Annotated in this window: 16 protein-coding genes and 1 pseudogene; 11 read left to right on the top strand and 6 right to left on the bottom strand. The window is 66.7% G+C overall.

Features of this window, described 5'->3' with window-relative positions; genetic code table 11:
* Nucleotides 1-336: 336 nt before the first annotated feature.
* The 4 genes and pseudogenes from cobM to ACQP2D_RS05275 form a co-directional block, all read right to left on the bottom strand.
* Nucleotides 337-1,101, bottom strand: a complete 765-nt coding sequence (gene cobM / locus ACQP2D_RS05290; RefSeq protein ID WP_433682590.1) for a precorrin-4 C(11)-methyltransferase — start codon at nucleotides 1,099-1,101, stop codon at nucleotides 337-339.
* A gap of 21 nt (nucleotides 1,102-1,122) precedes the next feature.
* Entirely contained in the window at nucleotides 1,123-1,548 is a 426-nt protein-coding gene (locus tag ACQP2D_RS05285) for a PPOX class F420-dependent oxidoreductase (protein ID WP_433682589.1), read from the bottom strand.
* A gap of 94 nt (nucleotides 1,549-1,642) precedes the next feature.
* Nucleotides 1,643-2,260, bottom strand: coding sequence for a response regulator (locus tag ACQP2D_RS05280; RefSeq protein ID WP_433682588.1), 618 nt, complete (start codon nucleotides 2,258-2,260; stop codon nucleotides 1,643-1,645).
* Nucleotides 2,261-2,454: 194 nt separating this feature from the next.
* Nucleotides 2,455-3,606 (bottom strand): annotated as a pseudogene (locus ACQP2D_RS05275) (sensor histidine kinase); the annotation flags it as partial.
* A 130-nt stretch (nucleotides 3,607-3,736) separates the two neighbouring features.
* Between ACQP2D_RS05275 and ACQP2D_RS05270 the strand changes: the two are divergent.
* The 3 genes from ACQP2D_RS05270 to ACQP2D_RS05260 are packed head-to-tail and all read left to right on the top strand — an operon-like array spanning nucleotide 3,737 to nucleotide 6,464.
* Nucleotides 3,737-4,804 carry an ABC transporter permease gene (locus ACQP2D_RS05270; RefSeq protein ID WP_433682587.1) on the top strand — a complete coding sequence of 356 codons (1,068 nt, stop codon included), beginning with the start codon at nucleotides 3,737-3,739 and terminating at the stop codon, nucleotides 4,802-4,804.
* A 31-nt stretch (nucleotides 4,805-4,835) separates the two neighbouring features.
* Nucleotides 4,836-5,558 (top strand): ABC transporter ATP-binding protein, encoded by a 723-nt coding sequence (locus ACQP2D_RS05265; RefSeq protein WP_433685538.1) that lies wholly within the window; start codon nucleotides 4,836-4,838, stop codon nucleotides 5,556-5,558.
* A 54-nt stretch (nucleotides 5,559-5,612) separates the two neighbouring features.
* Nucleotides 5,613-6,464 carry a hypothetical protein gene (locus tag ACQP2D_RS05260; protein WP_433682586.1) on the top strand — a complete coding sequence of 284 codons (852 nt, stop codon included), beginning with the start codon at nucleotides 5,613-5,615 and terminating at the stop codon, nucleotides 6,462-6,464.
* 239 nt (nucleotides 6,465-6,703) lie between these two features.
* Here the strand turns inward: ACQP2D_RS05260 and ACQP2D_RS05255 are convergent, their stop codons facing one another.
* Nucleotides 6,704-7,615: a LysR family transcriptional regulator gene (locus ACQP2D_RS05255; RefSeq protein ID WP_433682585.1), complete on the bottom strand. Its 912-nt coding sequence runs from the start codon at nucleotides 7,613-7,615 to the stop codon at nucleotides 6,704-6,706.
* Between the two features lie 140 nt (nucleotides 7,616-7,755).
* Between ACQP2D_RS05255 and ACQP2D_RS05250 the strand changes: the two genes are divergently transcribed.
* Nucleotides 7,756-9,174 carry an MFS transporter gene (locus ACQP2D_RS05250; protein WP_433682584.1) on the top strand — a complete coding sequence of 473 codons (1,419 nt, stop codon included), beginning with the start codon at nucleotides 7,756-7,758 and terminating at the stop codon, nucleotides 9,172-9,174.
* Nucleotides 9,171-9,917, top strand: a complete 747-nt coding sequence (locus tag ACQP2D_RS05245; protein ID WP_433682583.1) for a 3-hydroxybutyrate dehydrogenase — start codon at nucleotides 9,171-9,173, stop codon at nucleotides 9,915-9,917. Before ACQP2D_RS05250 ends, ACQP2D_RS05245 begins: the two co-directional genes overlap by 4 nt.
* A gap of 26 nt (nucleotides 9,918-9,943) precedes the next feature.
* Here ACQP2D_RS05245 and ACQP2D_RS05240 read toward each other — a convergent pair whose 3' ends face one another.
* Entirely contained in the window at nucleotides 9,944-10,537 is a 594-nt protein-coding gene (locus ACQP2D_RS05240; RefSeq protein ID WP_433682582.1) for an SACE_7040 family transcriptional regulator, read from the bottom strand.
* Nucleotides 10,538-10,630: 93 nt separating this feature from the next.
* Between ACQP2D_RS05240 and ACQP2D_RS05235 the strand changes: the two genes are divergently transcribed.
* Genes ACQP2D_RS05235 through ACQP2D_RS05210 form a run of 6 tightly spaced genes read left to right on the top strand, consistent with a single transcriptional unit; the run spans nucleotide 10,631 to nucleotide 18,741 of the window.
* Nucleotides 10,631-12,232: a carboxyl transferase domain-containing protein gene (locus tag ACQP2D_RS05235; RefSeq protein WP_433682581.1), complete on the top strand. Its 1,602-nt coding sequence runs from the start codon at nucleotides 10,631-10,633 to the stop codon at nucleotides 12,230-12,232.
* A gap of 5 nt (nucleotides 12,233-12,237) precedes the next feature.
* Nucleotides 12,238-14,280, top strand: a complete 2,043-nt coding sequence (locus tag ACQP2D_RS05230) for a biotin carboxylase N-terminal domain-containing protein (RefSeq protein WP_433682580.1) — start codon at nucleotides 12,238-12,240, stop codon at nucleotides 14,278-14,280.
* Nucleotides 14,277-15,437, top strand: coding sequence for an acyl-CoA dehydrogenase family protein (locus ACQP2D_RS05225; RefSeq protein ID WP_433682579.1), 1,161 nt, complete (start codon nucleotides 14,277-14,279; stop codon nucleotides 15,435-15,437). Before ACQP2D_RS05230 ends, ACQP2D_RS05225 begins: the two co-directional genes overlap by 4 nt.
* Complete coding sequence (locus ACQP2D_RS05220) at nucleotides 15,434-15,958, top strand: MaoC family dehydratase (RefSeq protein WP_433682578.1); 525 nt, start codon at nucleotides 15,434-15,436, stop codon at nucleotides 15,956-15,958. The genes ACQP2D_RS05225 and ACQP2D_RS05220 overlap by 4 nt, the downstream gene beginning before the upstream one ends.
* Nucleotides 15,955-16,767 (top strand): HpcH/HpaI aldolase/citrate lyase family protein, encoded by an 813-nt coding sequence (locus tag ACQP2D_RS05215; RefSeq protein WP_433682577.1) that lies wholly within the window; start codon nucleotides 15,955-15,957, stop codon nucleotides 16,765-16,767. The genes ACQP2D_RS05220 and ACQP2D_RS05215 overlap by 4 nt, the downstream gene beginning before the upstream one ends.
* A gap of 33 nt (nucleotides 16,768-16,800) precedes the next feature.
* A complete protein-coding gene (locus tag ACQP2D_RS05210; RefSeq protein ID WP_433682576.1) occupies nucleotides 16,801-18,741 on the top strand; it encodes an acetoacetate--CoA ligase in 1,941 nt (646 codons plus the stop codon).
* The last annotated feature ends 38 nt before the right edge of the window (nucleotides 18,742-18,779 follow it).

Here is an 18,779-nt window from a genome sequence, read left to right as displayed (position 1 = left end):
CCCGTAACCTCGCTTCCGGAACACCACGCAAGCGCTCCCCGACGAACACTGGTACAGGACGCGCACCTATCCGAGCGTGGCGTCTGCGTTCCCGCGTTCAGTTCTTATCAATCAAGCAAAAATGTTCATTGGCACTATCTGCCCGCCAGGCCGACCTTGTTACATGGGCGCGACCGTGCCCGCTACCCACCGACCGGTTCCACCGGGAAGTTCACTGCAGATCACCGAAACAATCTACCGTCGCCCCCGCCGCCCGACCAATCAGCTCCCATAGCCGGGAAACATCACCCCAGGCAGCGGCGTCATCGCAAGTTTGCTAGTCCACTGTCACCCATCTCACACCGCTTGCGAAGGTCGGTGCCGGTCACGCGCCGGATCGTACAGATGCGATTGCGCGCAGGATGGATTCGGTGCGAGCGCGCGGCCGACGAGGATGACGGCGGCTTGGCGCAGGCCCGCGGATTCGACCTGGTCGGCAATGTCGGTGAGGGTGCCGCGCAGGATCAGTTGGCCGGGTTGGCTGGCTCGGTAGACTACCGCGACCGGGCAGTCGGGGCCATGGATCGGGATAAGTTCGGCCGCGAGAGTGCGGATCCGGGTGATGGCCAGGTGCAGGACGAGCGTGGCGCCGGTGTTGGCGAAGTTGGTGAGGGCCTCGGACTCCGGCATCTTCGTCGAGCGGGCCTGGGTGCGGGTGAGAACCACCGATTGGACCAGCTCGGGGACGGTGAGTTCGGTGCCGAGCAGGGCGGCCGCCGCGGCGTAGGCGGGGACGCCGGGGGTGACATCCCAGGGAACGTCATGTGCGTCCAGGCGGCGGGTTTGTTCGGTGAGGGCCGAGTAGATCGATGGATCGCCGGAGCACAGGCGCGCGACATCCCGACCGGATCGGTGCGCGCGCACCAGGTGCTCGGTGATCTGATCGATGTCCAGATGCTGGGTATCGATCAGTTCGGTCCCGGGGGCGCAGTGTGCGAGCACCTCGGGGTCCAGGTAGGTGCCCGCATAGAGGCAGACCGGGGAGTCGCGCAGCAGGGTCACCGCCCGGACGGTCAGCAGATCCGCAGCGCCCGGCCCGGCCCCGATGAAGTGCACGGTCATGCGGGTGAGTGTATGGAGGGCTCAGGCCGTCGCGTCGAAGTGGGCGATCACCTTGGTCGGACGCACCCGGACCACCAGTTCGCCGGGGACGCCATTGCGCTTGCCGAATTCCTCGGCGCGGTCCGCGCCCATATAGCGGCCGCCGATTTCGGTGGCGGTGCGCAGGAGTTCGTCGGGATCCTCGGACAGGGTCACCGTGCCCTGCACCTGCACCGAGGGGTACAGGTCCGCCTCCACGTCGACGACCAGCGCGATCCGGTTGTCCCTGGCGAACGCCTTGCCCTTCGCCGAGGTCTTGCCGGTATTGAACACCAGTTCGTCACCCTCGAGGACGAACCAGACCGGCGTCACCACCGGACGTCCGTCGGTGGCCGTGAATGCGACCTTGGCGGTTCGGCTGCCGTGAGAGAGGAATTCGCGTACCGCGGGATCCGAGAGTGAGGCCATCCCCCAACCCTAGGGCCACCCCCGCGCCGACGGCCGACATATCGCCGCCCAGCTGGTGGCGCGCCCATCGAGGAACGGATCCGGGCACGGATGTTCAGATGGCACCTTGTTCACGGGCGCGGGCGACCGCGGAGGTGCGCGAGCGGACGCCGAGTTTGGCGTAGATGTGCACCAGGTGGGATTTGACGGTGGTTTCGCTGAGGAACAGTTCCTTGGCGATCTCGCGGTTGGAGCTGCCGTCGGCCACCAGCCGTAGCACCTCGATCTCCCGCGGGCTCAGGGTGGTGTCGGCGCGGCGCACGCGGGTCATCAGCTTGGAGGCCACGGCGGGTGACAGCACACTCTCCCCCGCGGCCGCCGACCGCACCGCCGCGAGCAGTTCGACCGGTGGGGTGTCCTTGAGGATGTAGCCGCAGGCTCCGGCCTCGATAGCGCTGAGAATGTCGGCGTCGGTGTCGTAGTTGGTGACAACCAGGACGTTCGGCGGGTTCGGGAGCGCACGCAATTCGGTGGTCGCGTCCACACCCGAGCGGCCGGGGCCGAAGCTGAGATCCATCAGCACCAGATCGACCGATGTGGTTGCGCAAAAGGCCACTGCGGCCTCGGCGGTCGGCGCGTCGCCGACGACGGTGATGTCCTCATTGCTCTCCAGCAGTGCCCGCAGGCCCGCGCGCACGATGGCATGGTCGTCGGCGAGCAGTAGGTGGATCATGCGCGGCGCTCCGGATCGGTCGAATTCGGTTCGAGCGTGCTTGCTTTCGGTGACAGTGGATCGGATTGCGCTGTGGGCACATCGGTTTCGCACGGCACAGGCCGCGATTCCTCGGATCGAGGTTCCACCGCGGGCTCCGACTGTCCCGCGATCTGATCGGAATCTGTTGCCGACGATCGGGATTCAATGCCTTCGAGCTCGATCGGAAACGCAACTGTGACGGCGGTGTGGCCGGGCTCCGACTCCACCGCCATGGTGCCGCCCTGCTGTTCTACGCGACTGCGCATGGCGGCCAATCCGAAGGTGCCCGACGGCGCGCGATCCAGCACTGCGGGATCGATGCCCATACCGTCGTCCACCACGTCCAGATACACCTCGGTGTCGGAATAGGTCAGGGTCAGCCGCATCCGGCTCGCTCCCGCATGGCGCACCACATTCGAGACCGCCCCCTGCGCGATCCGAACCAGGGCCGCCTCGACCGGCATCGGCAGCCGCTCCGGCGTCCCCTCGACCACCATCTGGGTGATCAGTCCCGGCGCCTCGGCGCGCAGGCAGATGCGTTCCAGCGCCTGCGCGAGGCTCTGCCCTTCCAGTGCGGCGGGGGTCAGTTCCGCTATGAGTCTTCGGGTTTCCGCCAGATTCTCCGCCGCGGTCTCGCGCGCCAGCCGAATCTGCTGCAGTGCGGGATGATCCGGTGTGGACTGTTCCGCCGCGTGCAGTAGCAACTGAATGCTGCTCAGCCCCTGGGCCACGGTGTCGTGGATCTCCTGCGCCAGTCGTTCGCGCTCGGCGAGCTTGCCCGCCGTGCGTTCCTGTTCCGCGAGTGTCGCTCGGGTGCTGAGCAATTCATCGATCAGGCGCTGACGTTCGGCGGACTCCCGGAACAGCGCCTCATAGCCCAGGCCGATCCCGACCGCGACCGCCGCGCCGAGCATCGGCCCGATGGCACCCGCCACCGACCAGCCGCGGTGCACCCCGAAACCGATGACCGCGACCGCGGTGGCCGCGCCGACGGCGAGAAAGCTCCACGGGCGCGGCAGCAGGTGCAGGTACAGGAAGAACATGCCGAATGCGAGATATCCGGCGTCGGGCGCGAACACCACCAGCCCGAGCCACAGCACGGTCAGCATGGCCAGCCAGAGGCGGACGCCCACCGGGTGGCGGCCGACCAGCGCACCGGAGAAGTACACGGCCAGGAATGCCACGGTCAGCGTGACGACGGCGAGCGGATGTCCGGCGCCGGGCAGTAGCGCACGCACCGCCACCAGCACCGCCAGCGTTGTCACCAGCACATGCAGCCCCAGCCGCAATGCGGTGAAGACGGGGGTGAACGGCGACGCATGCACGCTGCCAGCTTATGTGCGGCTACCTGGGCGGCATCCATCGAAAGGTGTAAAACGCCGCCCAACCTTCGATCGGGGTCGGTTCCTCCGCGTGCGCGATGGCGGGCGCGGGCGAGCGCGGCAGGGTGAAGGCATGTTCGTCGCACTCCGGGATCTGCGGGCCGCACGCGGCCGCTTTCTGCTGATCACACTGGTCGTCACCCTGGTGGCGCTGCTGGTGAGCTTTCTCAGCGGTCTCACCGCCGGGCTCGCGCACCAGAACATCTCCGCCATCGAGGCGATCCACGCCGATGCCGTCGTCTTCGCCGACAGCGGCGCCGATCCCTCCTTCGACGCCTCGGCGCTCACCCCGCAACAGGTCGAGACCTGGCGCACCGCCGCGGGTTCGACCGGCACCGTCGACAAGATCGGCATCAGCCGGACGGAGGGCGCGGTATCGGGCCGAGGCGAGACCAAGCCCGCGCAGGTCGCGCTGTTCGGGACCGCGGGAACGGCATTCGGCAATCGTGGCGCAACCGATTCCGGCACGGTGGTGCTCAGCACCGGCGCGGCCAAGGCGCTCGATGCCGTTGCCGGTGACACCGTCACGCTCGGCGCGTCCGGTTTCCGGGTGGCCGCGGTGCAGGGCGACGACTGGTACAGCCATACCCCCGTCGTCTGGATGACTCCGGCCGACTGGCAGTCGGTGAGCCCGCGTGGTGGCGCGGCCACGGTACTCGCGGTGTCCGGAATCCCGAATATGGCCGCTGTCAACGCATCCGCGCATACGACCTCGACCAGCGTCTCCGGATCGCTATCGGCATTGAGTTCCTATAAGGCCGAAAACGGTTCGCTGACCTTGATGACGGTGCTGCTGTTCGCCATTTCGGCGCTCGTGATCGGCGCGTTCTTCACCGTGTGGACGGTGCAGCGCATGCCCGATATCGCGACCCTGAAGGCACTGGGCGCGACCTCCGGCGCGCTGGTCCGCGATGCCCTCGCGCAGGCGGCGATCGTGCTGACCGCCGGTGTCGCCGTCGGCCTCGGCAGCACCGTCACCGCGGCCACCTTCATGGGCGACGCGCTGCCCTTTGTCCTCAGCCCGTCGACCACCCTGCTGCCCGCGGCGGCCCTGATCGTGCTCGGCCTGCTCGGCGCCGCCTTCGCCCTGCGCTTCCTGTTCACCACCGACCCGCTGACCGCGCTCGGTGCGGCCCGCTGACCTCTCGGAGACCCGCATGACCACCGCGACCATGACGAAAACCGCTCTCACCGTTAGCGATACCACCCTGACCTATCCGGACGGCGCGGGCCGACTCACCGCACTGAACCAGGTGAACCTGCACGTCCCCGGGGGCGCCATCGCGGCCATCACCGGCCCCTCCGGCTCCGGTAAATCCAGCCTGCTCGCCGTCGTCTCCACCCTGATCCGCCCCGATACCGGCCGCATTGCCCTCGAAACACCAAAGGGCACAGTCGATCTCGCCACGCTGACCCGCCGCGAAGCCGCCGCCCTGCGCCGCTCGTCCATCGGCATCGTCTTCCAACAGCCGAACCTCATCCCCGCCCTCACCGCCGTCGAACAACTCGAGGCCATGTCCCACCTCGGCCAGCGGCTGTTCACCTCACCGATTCAACGCCGCGAAACCCGATCCAAGGCAATGGAATTACTCGATTCGGTCGGCCTGGCCGACCAACACGCCAAGCGACCCGCCCAACTCTCCGGCGGCCAACGCCAACGCGTCAATATCGCCCGCGCCCTGATGAACGACCCCGCCCTCCTGGTCATCGACGAACCAACCAGCGCCCTCGATACCGAACGCGGCGCCGCCGTAATCGACCTGATCCTCACCGTAGCCCGCGCCCACACCGCCGCCACCCTCCTGGTAACCCACGACCGCACCCACCTCCACCACATGGACACCGTCTACCGCATGGTCGACGGCACCCTGTCCCCCGAACCCCGCACATCCTGAAACCTGCACTCCTGCTGAGTTTTTCCTGTCGGTACCCACCGCTACCGTGCCCCCATGCCCAGCGTCCTGCACGAAGTGGTGATCGACCTGTTCCGGCAGCGCCCCCAACTGGCCGCCGAACTATTGGCCGATGTGCTGGACACCCCGCTACCCGCGTTCGACCACGCACGCCTGGAGTCAGGTGACTTCCCCGACATCGACCCCACCGAGTACCGCGCCGACACCGTCGTCGTCCTGGCGACCGGCACCACCCCGGTGCTCGGCGTCGTCGTCGAGGTTCAACTGAAGCCGGACGGTGACAAGTACTGGAGCTGGCCGGTATACCTGACCACCCTCAGAGGCCGCATCCGCTGCCTGACAGTCCTGCTCGTCCTCTGCCCGAACGAGCGCACCGCCAACCACTGCCGCAAGCCCATTACAGTCGCCCCGGATTTCACGCTCAGACCTGTCGTACTCAGTCCACAAGATGTCCCTGTGGTCACCGACCCGCAGGTCGCGGCCGACAACCCGGAACTCGCGGTGCTGTCGGCCATTGCTCATCGCAACCATCCCGAACGAAATGCAATCCTGACCACCCTCGCCGCGAGCGTGTTCCCCGCGCCCCGCGGCGAGATGTACATTGACCTTGTAGCGGCCATCTTGCCCAAGGCGGCCCGGCACTTCTTGGAGAGCCTCATGACGACCGGCACCTACGAATACAAAAGCGAGTTCGCCCGGCGCTACTATTCCCAGGGCGAGGCACGGGGTGAAGCCAAAGCTCTGCTCAAGATCCTTCACAAACGAGGCCTCATCGTTTCCGAAGCTTTGGCCGCCGAGATCCACGAATGCACCGACCTCAGTCGGCTCGACACTTGGCTCGATCGTGCCCTGACAGCCAACACCATCGACGAAGTGTTCGTCGAATAGCGGATCGACGAGATCTGTCCAGAATAGCCGTGGAATGAGTGCGGAGGCTGGCGAACCGGCAGGTAGTCCGCCTCCGGCGCGTGTGCGAGAAGTCGCAGCGAGTACATCGAGCTACTCCACGAGGTGTCCACTCGACCGCTATCGATGCGGCGCGCATCACATTTCGATTATGCGAGCTCGCCAACAACAGCCAGAACCGAGTGGGCAAGCCCGGCAACATATTCCACCGGCAGCACCGATCAAGCCGACAAGCCGAGCAGCATATTCCGCTGCTCCCGAACACGAACCTGAATCGCGTCCACCACCGCCGCCACCTCCGGCCTGCGCAGTGTCTCGGTGCGGGTGACGAGCCAATAGGTGAGCCGAACCGAGACCTCCTTGCGGAGCACCCGGACCAGATCGTCGTGGCGGTCGGCCATGAAGCAGGGCAGCAGACCCAGACCCGCGGCCGCACGGGTCGCCTCGACATGTACGAAAACATTTGTGGACGTGACGGATTCACGCATAGCCGGCGCGAAACTGTTGGCCAGATCCAGATCGTCCACCTGGAGCATCGAATCGATGAAGTAGACCAGGGAGTGCCGCGCGAGATCACCGATGGCCGTTGGCGTTCCGTGTTCGCGCAGATAGTCGCGGGAGCCATAGAGCCCGAGGCAGTAGTCGGCCAGCCGAATCGCCTTGGCGCGGTGCACCTGCGGTTCACCGACCACCACTTCGATATCGAGACCCGAACGCTGCTGGGAGGCACGGCGGGTCGCGGCGACGATCTCGACGGCGATCTTCGGATGCCGCCGCTGCACCTCGGCGGCGGCCGGTGCGGCCATATAGGCACTGAATCCGTCGGTCGCGGATATCCGGACCACCCCCTCCAGCACCCGAGTGCCGTCGGCATCGGTGGCCAGCGATCTGACCGCCGATTCCACCGCCTCGGCCGCGGCGAGCGCCTCGCGTCCGAGATCGGTGAGCTCCCAGCCGCCGGTCACCCGGGTGAGCACGCGGCCGCCGAGCGTCCGCTCCAGTGCGGCGATGCGGCGGGAGATAGTGGTGTGGTTGAGGCCGAGTTCCTCGGCGGCGGTAACGAAGCGCCCGGAGCGCCCGACGGCGAGCAGAACCAGCAGATCGTCCGCGCTGGGATAGGCAGCCGGAGTCATTTCTGCATTCTTGCAGACGCGCACTGCACAACTGGTCATTGCGGCCGCAGATATGTGCACGAATACTCGTTCTGACCACGGAATGTGGGGGTCGTCACATTCGCAACATGATGTGGCCCCGGTCATGAAGGAGATGTTCGATGAGCGTGCGCAGTGCAGTGCGGCCGACCGGTGAGCCCGGCGGAGTGCCGGCCGGTCTGAGGCGGGTGGTGGCCGCCTCCATGGCGGGCACCGTGGTCGAGTGGTACGAGTTCTTCCTCTACGGCACGGCTGCGACGCTGGTCTTCAGCAAGGTGTTCTTCGCCAAGGGCACCAGCGATCTCGACGCGATCCTCGCGGCGTTCATCACCTACGCCGTCGGCTTCGCCGCGCGCCCGCTCGGCGGCATCGTCTTCGGACACTTCGGCGATAAGTACGGCCGCAAGAAGCTGCTGCAATTCAGTCTCATCCTGGTCGGATCCGCAACCTTCCTGATGGGCTGTCTGCCGACCTTCGCCCAGGTCGGCTACTGGGCGCCGGCACTGCTGGTCGTGCTCCGGTTCATCCAGGGCTTCGCGGTCGGCGGCGAATGGGGTGGCGCGGTGCTGCTGGTTGCCGAACACAGTCCGAGCCGCAGTCGTGGTTTCTGGGCGAGTTGGCCGCAGGCGGGTGTGCCCCTCGGCAATATGCTGGCGACGGTCGCACTGCTGGCACTGACCTCGACGCTATCGGATGCGGCCTTCCTGAGCTGGGGCTGGCGCGTCGCGTTCTGGCTGTCCGCGGTGGTCGTGCTGGTCGGCTATTACATCCGCACCAAGGTCACCGACGCGCCCATCTTCGTTGCGGCACAGCAGGAAATCGCACAGCTCGAGGCGAATTCGCTGAGCGTGGTCGAGGTACTGCGGCGCTACCCGCGCGGCGTCCTCACCGCCATGGGGCTGCGGTTCGGCGAGAACATCCTCTACTACCTGGTGGTCACCTTCACCATTACCTATCTCAAGGTGCAGGTGCACGTCGACACCAAGGTCATCCTGTGGTGGCTGCTGGCCGCGCACGCCGTGCATTTCGTCATGGTTCCCTTGGCGGGCAGTCTCTCCGACCGCTTCGGTAGGCGGCCGATCTATCTGATCGGCGCGCTCACCGCGGGCACCTGGGGCTTCTTCGCCTTCCCGATGATGGACAGCGGCCACAACGCGATCATCATGGCCGCGATCATTATCGGCCTGGTATTCCACGCCTTCATGTACGCCGGACAGCCCGCGATCATGGCCGAGATGTTCCCCACCCGCATGCGCTATTCCGGTGTCTCCCTCGGTTATCAGGTCACTTCGATCGTGGCCGGATCGCTCGCACCGATCATCGCGGTGCGCCTGCTCAATACCTACAAATCCGCGGTACCCATCGCCATCTATCTGGCAGCGGCCGCCGCCGTCACCGCCATCGCCGTCCTGTTCGCCCGCGAGACGAAGGGCATCGCGCTGGAGGGTATCGACACCGCGGATGCGGAAAGCCTGGCAACCCAACCATCCTCGGCAGCGCAGGTAGCGCCGGCCGACACCGTAAGAGCGGAGCTCACATGAGTGATCTGACCGGACGTTCCGCACTGATCACCGGCGGCGCGAGCGGCATCGGCGCCGCCTGTGCAAGGGAACTCGCCGCACGCGGAGCCACCGTCACCATCGCCGATATCGATGACATCGGTGCCAAGGCATTGGCCAGCGAGATCAATGGAAAAGCCTGGGCGGTGGACCTTCTCGATGTCGCGGCACTGGAAGGACTCACCCTGGATGTGGACATCCTGGTGAACAACGCCGGTGTGCAGAGCATCAACCCGATCGAGGATTTCCCGCCCGAGCGGTTCCGGAATCTGATGACCCTCATGGTCGAAGCGCCGTTCCTGCTCATCCGCGCGGCGCTGCCGCGGATGTACGAGCGCGGCTTCGGTCGGATCATCAATCTGTCCTCGGTGCACGGGTTGCGTGCGTCGGAGTACAAGGTCGCATATGTGACCGCCAAGCACGCGCTGGAGGGTCTGTCCAAGGTGACCGCGCTCGAGGGCGGCCGGCACGGCGTCACCAGCAATTGCGTCAATCCCGGCTATGTCCGAACACCGTTGGTGGACAAGCAGATCGCCGACCAGGCCAAGGCGCACGGCATCGATGAGCAGCAGGTGCTGGAGCAGGTGCTGCTCACCGAGAGTGCGATCAAACGCCTGGTGGAGCCGGAGGAGGTGGCGTCGCTGGTCGGCTGGCTCGCCTCCGCCGATGCGGGCATGGTCACCGGTGCGTCCTACACCATGGACGGTGGGTGGACCGCACGGTGATTCCGGCGGGCCCGGGCCGGACCGGCCTATCCGAAGGCCGACAGCGCCATGCGGCGCAGCACCGGCCGGGCCCGGGTGGCGGTGGCATCGGTGGCACTGTGCGGTGTGGAGTTCATCAACCCGAAGCCCGCGTGGGCCTGCATCCGTGCGGTCTCCTCCGGCAGTTCCGGATGCACCTCCCGCAGCACCGCCACCCAGATCTCCACGTACTGACGCTGGGTGCGTCGCAGTTCGCGCCGGGGGCCGGCCGGAACATTGTCGAGGTCACGGTCCTGGATCCGAATGAGTTCGGGCTCGCCGAGCGCGAAGTCGAGATGGAAATCGACCAGCCCGGCCAGCGCCTCCTGCGCCGACTCGGTCCGCGCCACCACCGCCTTTCCGCCGTCGAGCAGCCGCTGGCTGACCCCGACCAGCAGTTCGACCAGCAGTGCCTCCTTATTCGGGAAGTGCCGGTAGACCGCGGGCCCGCTGATCCCGACGGCCGCGCCGAGATCGTCCAGGCGCATGCCGAGGAAGCCGCGGTCGGCGATGAGCCGGGCGCCCGCATCCATCAGCTGCGCCCGTCGCTGCAGCTTCAGTTGTTCCCTGCGGGTGAGCGCGACGGGGTTGGTGCTGGTCACACGCGCTCCTTTCTGCACACCTGGACATCTCGGTTAATCAACATTAACCTGAATTCCAGTTATCGGCGACTAACTGGATGGCAGGACGGCGTGATGACGGTGACCGAACAGGTCGGAGTCGACAACCGCACGGCGCATGGGGCGCTGTTGGAAGATCTGCGTGCCCGGCTGGCCACGGCGGCGCTCGGCGGGCCAGCGAAGGCGCGCGAGCGGCATGTGGCCCGCGGCAAGCTGCTGCCCCGGCAGCGGGTGGATCAGCTGCTCGATCCGGGCAGCCCGTTTCTCGAACTCTCACCGCTGGCCGCGACCGGGATGTACGACGACGAATCCCCCGGCGCGGGGATCATCACCGGCATCGGCCGGATCTCCGGGCGCGAGTGCGTCATCGTGGCCAATGACGCCACGGTCAAGGGCGGCACCTACTACCCGATGACGGTGAAGAAACATCTGCGCGCCCAGGAGGTCGCGCTGCAGAACCAGCTGCCCTGTGTCTATCTGGTCGACTCCGGTGGCGCGTTCCTGCCGCGCCAGGACGAGGTTTTCCCGGACCGGGAGCACTTCGGCCGCATCTTCTACAACCAGGCGACCATGAGCGCCAAGGGCATTCCGCAGATCGCCGCGGTACTCGGCTCGTGCACCGCCGGTGGCGCGTATGTACCGGCGATGAGCGATGAGGCGGTGATCGTGCGCAATCAGGGCACGATCTTCCTCGGCGGACCGCCGCTGGTGAAGGCGGCGACCGGTGAGGTGGTCACCGCCGAGGAGCTGGGTGGCGGCGAATTGCATTCGCGTACGTCGGGAGTGACCGATCACCTGGCCGAGGACGACCAGGACGCGCTGCGCATCGTGCGCCGCATTGTGGCCACCCTCGGCCCACGCCCGGCCAGCCCGTGGGAGGTGACGCCGACCGTCGCGACCACGAAGCCGGAGTCCGAGCTGTACGACGTGGTCCCGGTCGATCTGCGCACGCCATACGACGTCCGCGAGGTCATCCATCGGCTGGTCGACGGCGGTGCCAATGGCGAGGACGGATTTCACGAATTCAAGGCCGAATACGGTAAGACCCTGGTCACCGGATTCGCCCGCATCCACGGACATCCGGTCGGCATCGTCGCCAATAACGGCGTGTTGTTCAGCGAATCCGCCATGAAGGGCGCACATTTCATCGAGCTGTGCGATAAGCGCAAGATTCCGCTGCTGTTCCTCCAGAACATCACCGGTTTCATGGTCGGACGTGACTACGAGGCGGGCGGTATCGCCAAGCATGGGGCCAAGATGGTCACCGCGGTGGCGTGCGCGCGGGTGCCGAAGCTCACCGTGGTGATCGGCGGATCATATGGCGCGGGCAACTATTCGATGTGCGGGCGCGCGTATTCGCCGCGCTTCCTGTGGATGTGGCCCAATGCGCGCATCTCGGTCATGGGTGGCGAACAGGCCGCCTCGGTGCTGTCGACGGTGCGCGGGGATCAGCTCGACAGCTCCGGACAGCCGTGGTCGGCCGCGGACGAGGAGGCATTCAAGGCCCCGATTCGGGAACAGTACGAATATCAGGGCAATCCATACTACTCGACCGCGCGGCTCTGGGACGACGGCGTCATCGACCCCGCCGACACCAGAACCGTGCTCGGACTTGCCCTTTCGGTGTGCGCGCAGGCGCCGCTCGAACCCGTTTCCTACGGCGTCTTCCGGATGTGATCGCGATGATGAACAAATCCCATCCCATCGAATTCGACACCGTGCTGGTCGCCAATCGCGGTGAGATCGCGGTGCGGGTCATCCGCACCCTGCGCACCATGGGCATTCGCTCGGTGGCGGTCTACAGCGATGCGGATGCACAGGCCAGGCATGTGCGCGAGGCCGATACCGCGGTGCGCCTCGGCCCGGCCCCGGCCAGGGAGAGCTATCTCGATATCGAGAAGGTGGTCGCCGCGGCAGTGCGCACCGGGGCTCAGGCCGTGCATCCGGGCTACGGGTTCCTCTCCGAGAATGCCGCTTTCGCCGCCGCGCTGGCCGAGGCCGGCATCGTCTTCCTCGGACCGCCCGCGAAGGCGATCGAGGTCATGGGCGACAAGATCGCGGCGAAGAATACCGTCGCCGCCTTCGATGTGCCCGTCGTCCCCGGTATCGCCCGACCGGGACTCACCGATGTCGAATTGATCGACGCCGCAACCGATATCGGCTATCCGGTGCTGGTCAAGCCGTCGGCCGGTGGCGGCGGCAAGGGTATGCGACTGGTCGAGGAGCCCTCGGCGCTACCGGCCGCGCTGGCCAGTGCCCGGCGCGAGGCGGCAGCGGCATTCGGTGACGACACCCTGTTCCTGGAGCGATTCGTCACCTGTCCGCGGCATATCGAGGTGCAGATCCTCGCCGACCAGTTCGGCCACGTGATCCACTTGGGCGAACGCGAATGCAGCCTGCAGCGGCGGCATCAGAAGGTCATCGAGGAAGCGCCCTCGCCGCTGCTGGACGCCGCGACGCGGGCGCGCATCGGCGCCGCCGCGTGCAATACCGCGCGCAGTGTGAATTACGTCGGTGCGGGCACGGTCGAATTCATCGTCTCCGCCGATCGGCCGGACGAGTTCTTCTTCATGGAGATGAATACCCGCCTGCAGGTGGAACATCCGGTCACCGAACTGGTCACCGGAATCGACCTGGTGGAGTGCCAGGTGCGGATCGCGGCCGGACAGAAGCTCGCGGTGAACCAGGACGAGCTGCGGCTGGTCGGGCACGCGATCGAGGCCCGGGTCTATGCCGAGGATCCCGGCCGCGGCTTCCTGCCCACCGGCGGCACGGTCCTCGACCTGTCGGAGCCCGAAGGCGCTGGTGTGCGGGTGGATTCCGGATTGCGCATCGGCACCGTGGTCGGCAGCGATTACGATCCGATGCTCTCGAAGGTCATCGCACACGCGACCGACCGCGACGCCGCACTCGCGAAGCTCGATCGGGCACTCGGCGATACCGTGCTGCTCGGTGTCACCAGCAATATCGAGTTCCTGCGATTCCTGCTGGCGGATCCGGATGTGGCCGCGGGCCGGCTCGATACCGGACTGCTGGATCGCCGCGTCGGCGACTTCCGGCCCACCGCGGTCGGAGACGACGAATTCATTGCCGCCGCGGCCTATCACTGGCTGCGGCGCTGGCCAGCGGCCCCGAGCGATCCGTGGCAGATCCCGTCCGGTTGGCGCATCGGCGCGGCCGCGCCGACCACCATCAGGCTGGCCAGCGGTGACCGCACCGAACACGTATATCTGACCGGCGCCCCCGATGCCGCCGAGGTACACCTCAACAGCAGCGAATCTACCTCGCTCACCGCCGAATTCACCGGAGCTGCTTGCGGAGTGCTGGTCCTGACGCTGGGCGGCCTGCGCCGGGACTACCGCGTCGCCGAACACGACGGACAGCTCTGGGTGGCCGGACCATCCGGCGTCTCGGTGCTGCGCGAAGTGGCCGAGGTGAATGTCCGCGCCGGCGCCGAACACGTCGGCGACGCCGAGATCCGCAGTCCCATGCCGGGTTCGGTGATCGCGGTGCCGGTCGGCAACGGTGCCACCGTGGCCGCGGGCACGCCGGTTGTCGTGGTCGAGGCCATGAAGATGGAGCACACCCTCACCGCACCGGTCGCGGGCTCCGTCGAAGTCCTGGTCGAACCGGGCACCCAGGTCCGCCTCGATCAGCCGCTGGTGCGCATTACCGCGGCTGCCGCCGAACCCGAAACCGCCGAGCGAGAAGGAACTTTCGCATGACCGAGTTTTTGTCCACCGGCACCCTGCCCGAGGAGTACCGCGACCTCGCACTGACGGTGCGTGATTTCGCCAGGTCGGTGGTCGCCCCGGTCGCCGCCGAACACGATGCGAACCACACCTTCCCATATGAGGTCGTCGCCGGGATGGCCGATATGGGCCTGTTCGGTCTGCCGTTCCCCGAGGAGTACGGCGGCATGGGCGGCGATTACTTCGCACTGTGCCTGGCGCTGGAAGAACTCGGCAAGGTGGACCAGAGCGTCGCGATCACCCTGGAGGCCGGTGTCTCGCTCGGCGCCATGCCCATCTACCGCTTCGGCAACGATAAGCAGAAGCAGGAATGGCTGCCGCAGCTGACCAGCGGCCGCAAGCTCGCCGCGTTCGGGCTCACCGAACCCGGTGCGGGCAGCGATGCGGGCGGCACCAGGACCACCGCGGTCGCCGATAGCGGCGAATGGATCATCAACGGCAGCAAGCAGTTCATCACCAACTCCGGCACCGATATCACCACCCTGGTGACGGTGACCGCGGTGACCGGCCAGTCGGGCGGCAAGAAGGAGATCTCCACCATCCTCGTCCCCACCGACACCGCTGGCTTCGTGGCCGAACCCGCCTACAACAAGGTCGGCTGGAATGCCTCGGACACCCATCCGCTGAGCTTCACCGACGTCCGGGTGCCCGAGGAGAATCTGCTCGGCGAGCGCGGCCGCGGCTATGCCAACTTCCTGCGCATTCTCGATGAGGGCCGGATCGCCATCGCGGCGCTCTCGGTGGGCGCGGCCCAGGGCTGTGTGGACGAAAGCGTGCGCTACGCGAAGGACCGCGAGGCCTTCGGCCAGGCCATCGGCCGCAACCAGGCCATCGCGTTCAAGATCGCGAGAATGGAAGCGCGCGCCCACGCCGCCCGCACCGCCTACTACGACGCCGCCGCACTCATGTTGGCGGGTAAGCCGTTCAAGAAGGAGGCCTCGATCGCCAAGCTGGTGGCGAGCGAGGCCGCGATGGACAATGCCCGCGATGCCACCCAGATCTTCGGTGGCTACGGCTTCATGAACGAATACGCTGTGGCCCGGCACTATCGCGACAGCAAGATCCTCGAAATCGGCGAGGGCACAACGGAGGTACAGTTGATGCTGATCGGGCGGGAGTTGGGCCTGTGAGCGAGCGGAGCGAGGGAACCGCCGACACAGCCGAGACCGACGCGCCGCGCCGGGTGGTGCAGCGCGGCCTGTGGCTCGACGAGTTCGAGATCGGCGTCGTGTACGAGCACCGGCCGGGCCGGACCATTACCGAGGCCGATAACGTCCTGTTCACCACGCTGACCATGAACACCCAGGCGCTGCACCTGGACGCGGCGTTCAGCGAGCAGCTGCCACCGTTCCACCAGCGGCTGGTGAATTCGATGTTCACGCTGTCCACTCTGATCGGCCTCTCGGTCGCGCAGCTGACCCAGGGCACGATCGTGGCCAACCTCGGCTTCTCCGAAATCACCTTCCCGAAGCCGCTGTTCCACGGCGACACCATGTACGCCGAGACCGTGGTCACCGACAAGCGCGAATCGAAGAGCCGCCCCGGCGAAGGCATCGTCACCTTCGCCCATACCGCGCGCAATCAGCACGGCGATATCGTGGCCACCGCGATACGCAAAACACTGGTGCGCAAGGAATCGAGGCCGACATGAGTTGGCAGCTACCGGGACCGGCCTGGCTGTTCTGCCCGGCCGACCGCCCCGAACGCTATGCGAAGGCCGCCGCGGCGGCCGATGTGGTGATCATCGATCTCGAAGACGGTGTCGCCGCCGAAGACAAGGCGGGCGCGCGCAAGGCACTCATCGATACCCCGTTGGCTCCGGAAACCACCGTCATTCGGATCAATGCCGCCGGCACCGATGAGCACGCGTTGGATCTCGCGGCGCTGGCCCACACCGAATACCGGCGGATCATGCTGCCGAAGGCCGAATCCGCCGAACAGCTGGACTCGCTCGCCGACTACGAGGTGATCGCACTGATCGAATCGCCGCTCGGCGCCGTCACGGTCGAGCGCGTGATGTTGGCGCGCAATGCGATCGGGGCCATGTGGGGTGCAGAGGATCTGGTCGCCGGACTCGGCGGCAACTCCAGCAGACATGCCGACGGCGGCTACCGCGATGTGGCACGGCATGTTCGGTCGAGCACGCTGCTCGCGGCCAAGGCGTACGGGAAGTTCGTGCTCGACTCGGTGTTTCTGGACATCCGCGATCTCGACGGACTGCGCGCCGAAGCGCTGGACGCGGTCGCGATCGGCTTCGACGCGAAGGTGGCGATCCATCCGAGCCAGCTGCCGGTCATCCGGGCCGCCTACGCGCCGTCGGCGGATGAAATCGACTGGGCCCGAAGGGTACTCGACGAGGTGCCGAAGCATCGCGGCGTCTTCGCCTTCGAGGGCCGGATGGTCGATGCCCCGGTGCTGCGGCATGCCGAGCAGATCGTGCGGCGCGCGAACCACACCTGATTTCCGAAAGATATTCAGCCAGGAGGTACTGCGGTGCAACCACAATGGGTGCCGACCGAATCCGATATCACGGAGGCGCGCATCACCGACTTCGCCAGATTCGTCACGGCGCGCACCGGAGTGTCCGCGCCGGACTACCGGACGCTCTGGCAGTGGTCGGTCGATGATCTGCCCGGCTTCTGGGGTGCGCTGTGGGATTACTTCGAGCTCGGCCCGGTCACGGGTGACGTGCTCATCAGCGCCGAAATGCCCGGGGCGCAGTGGTTTCCTGGTACCCGGCTGAACTATGTGGATCAGGTCGTTCGGCAGTTCCGCGCCGATCGGCCCGCCATTGTCGCGGTGACCGAGGACGGTCCGGTGCGCGAGGTGTCCTGGAGCGAATTGATCGACAGCACCACGGCATTCGCGCGCACGCTGCGCTCGCTCGGTGTGCGCCCGGGTGATCGGGTGGCCGGATATCTGCCGAATATTCCGGAGGCGGTGATCGCCTTCCTGGCCACCGCGAGCATCGGCGCGGTGTGGAGCGCCTGCGGCCAGGACTATTCCCCCAAGGCGGCGCTGGACCGGCTCGGCCAGCTGGAACCCACCGTATTGGTCACCGCCGACGGCTACCGCTTCGGCGGCAAGACGCACGATAAGCGCGACGATATCGCGGCGCTGCGGGCCGGACTCGATACCGTGAAAACCACCGTGGCCGTCTCTCAGCTCGACCTGCCGGTGCCGGACGCGCTGTCCTGGACCGAGGCAACCACCAATATCGAAGCCGCTGTCATCGAGACGGAGAGTGTCGATTTCGACCATCCGCTGTGGATCGTATTCTCCTCCGGCACCACCGGACTGCCCAAGGGCATCGTGCACGGCCATGGCGGCGTGCTACTGGAACATCTCAAAGCCGTTGCGCTGCAGGCCGATATCGGTCCCGATGACACCTTCTTCTGGTACACCAGCCCGAGCTGGATGATGTGGAACTTCCAGATCGCCGGGCTGCTCGTCGGCGCCACCATCGTCTGCTACGACGGCAGCCCCACCTACCCGACCCCGGATGCGCTGTGGCATATCGCATCCCAGGTCGGCGCGACCGTGCTCGGTACGAGTCCGGGCTATGTGCTGGCCTGCATCAAGGCGGGTGCGGTGCCGCGCACGGACCACGATCTGTCCGCGCTGCGGCAGGTCGGCATCACCGGTTCATCGCTGCCGCCCGCATCGGCGGTGTGGTTGGGCGAGAACGTCGGTGACCACGTCCAGGTCGCCTCGATCAGCGGCGGCACCGATGTGGTCTCCGCCTTCATCGGTGGCGCGCGCACGGTGCCGACCTGGCCCGGCGAGCTGTCCGCGCCCTATCTGGGTGTCGCGCTCGAGGCATTCGACGCCGACGGCAAGCCGGTGCGCGACGAGGTCGGCGAGCTCGTCATCACCAAGCCCATGCCGTCCATGCCGGTGCGCTTCTGGCGCGATGCGGACGGAACTCGTTACCACGACGCCTATTTCGATATGTTCCCCGGCATCTGGCGACACGGCGACTGGATCACCATCACCGATCGCGGCAGTGTCGTGGTGCACGGCCGCTCCGATTCCACCCTCAATCGCCACGGCATCCGCATGGGCAGCGCCGATATCTACCAATCCGTCGAACGGCTTCCCGAAATCACCGAGGCCCTGGTCATCGGTGCCGAGCAGCCCGACGGCGGGTACTGGATGCCGCTGTTCGTCACGCTCACCCCCGGCACCGATCTCACCGACGACCTGAAAACCCGCATCAACACCACCATCCGCACCGAGGTCTCCCCCCGCCACGTCCCGGACGAGATCATCCTCGCGCCGGGCATCCCGCATACGCGCACCGGCAAAAAGCTCGAGGTCCCCATCAAGAAGCTGTTCCAGGGCGCCGACCCGGCCCGCGTCGTCGAACGCAGCGCCGTGGACAACCCGGAGCTACTGGACTGGTACGCCGCCGTCCGCCCGCGGTCCGCATAGCGGACATTGCACGCGGACGCCCCACCTGGGCAAATCAG

Source organism: Nocardia sp. CA-119907 (assembly GCF_050955995.1).
Classification (GTDB): domain Bacteria; phylum Actinomycetota; class Actinomycetes; order Mycobacteriales; family Mycobacteriaceae; genus Nocardia.
The sequence above is the reverse complement of the archived record's forward strand: the minus strand, read 5'-3'. Positions and strand labels throughout refer to the sequence as shown.

Excerpts from the sequence above, each read along its gene's own strand:
- cobM (WP_433682590.1), bottom strand. The coding sequence starts at position 1,101 with ATGACCGTGCACTTCATCGGGGCCGGGCCGGGCGCTGCGGATCTGCTG.
- ACQP2D_RS05225 (WP_433682579.1), top strand. The coding sequence starts at position 14,277 with ATGACCGAGTTTTTGTCCACCGGCACCCTGCCCGAGGAGTACCGCGAC.
- ACQP2D_RS05215 (WP_433682577.1), top strand. The coding sequence starts at position 15,955 with ATGAGTTGGCAGCTACCGGGACCGGCCTGGCTGTTCTGCCCGGCCGAC.
- ACQP2D_RS05255 (WP_433682585.1), bottom strand. The coding sequence starts at position 7,615 with ATGACTCCGGCTGCCTATCCCAGCGCGGACGATCTGCTGGTTCTGCTC.
- ACQP2D_RS05230 (WP_433682580.1), top strand. The coding sequence starts at position 12,238 with ATGATGAACAAATCCCATCCCATCGAATTCGACACCGTGCTGGTCGCC.
- ACQP2D_RS05285 (WP_433682589.1), bottom strand. The coding sequence starts at position 1,548 with ATGGCCTCACTCTCGGATCCCGCGGTACGCGAATTCCTCTCTCACGGC.
- ACQP2D_RS05280 (WP_433682588.1), bottom strand. The coding sequence starts at position 2,260 with ATGATCCACCTACTGCTCGCCGACGACCATGCCATCGTGCGCGCGGGC.
- ACQP2D_RS05260 (WP_433682586.1), top strand. The coding sequence starts at position 5,613 with ATGCCCAGCGTCCTGCACGAAGTGGTGATCGACCTGTTCCGGCAGCGC.
- ACQP2D_RS05270 (WP_433682587.1), top strand. The coding sequence starts at position 3,737 with ATGTTCGTCGCACTCCGGGATCTGCGGGCCGCACGCGGCCGCTTTCTG.
- ACQP2D_RS05250 (WP_433682584.1), top strand. The coding sequence starts at position 7,756 with ATGAGCGTGCGCAGTGCAGTGCGGCCGACCGGTGAGCCCGGCGGAGTG.
- ACQP2D_RS05245 (WP_433682583.1), top strand. The coding sequence starts at position 9,171 with ATGAGTGATCTGACCGGACGTTCCGCACTGATCACCGGCGGCGCGAGC.
- ACQP2D_RS05235 (WP_433682581.1), top strand. The coding sequence starts at position 10,631 with ATGACGGTGACCGAACAGGTCGGAGTCGACAACCGCACGGCGCATGGG.
- ACQP2D_RS05265 (WP_433685538.1), top strand. The coding sequence starts at position 4,836 with ATGACGAAAACCGCTCTCACCGTTAGCGATACCACCCTGACCTATCCG.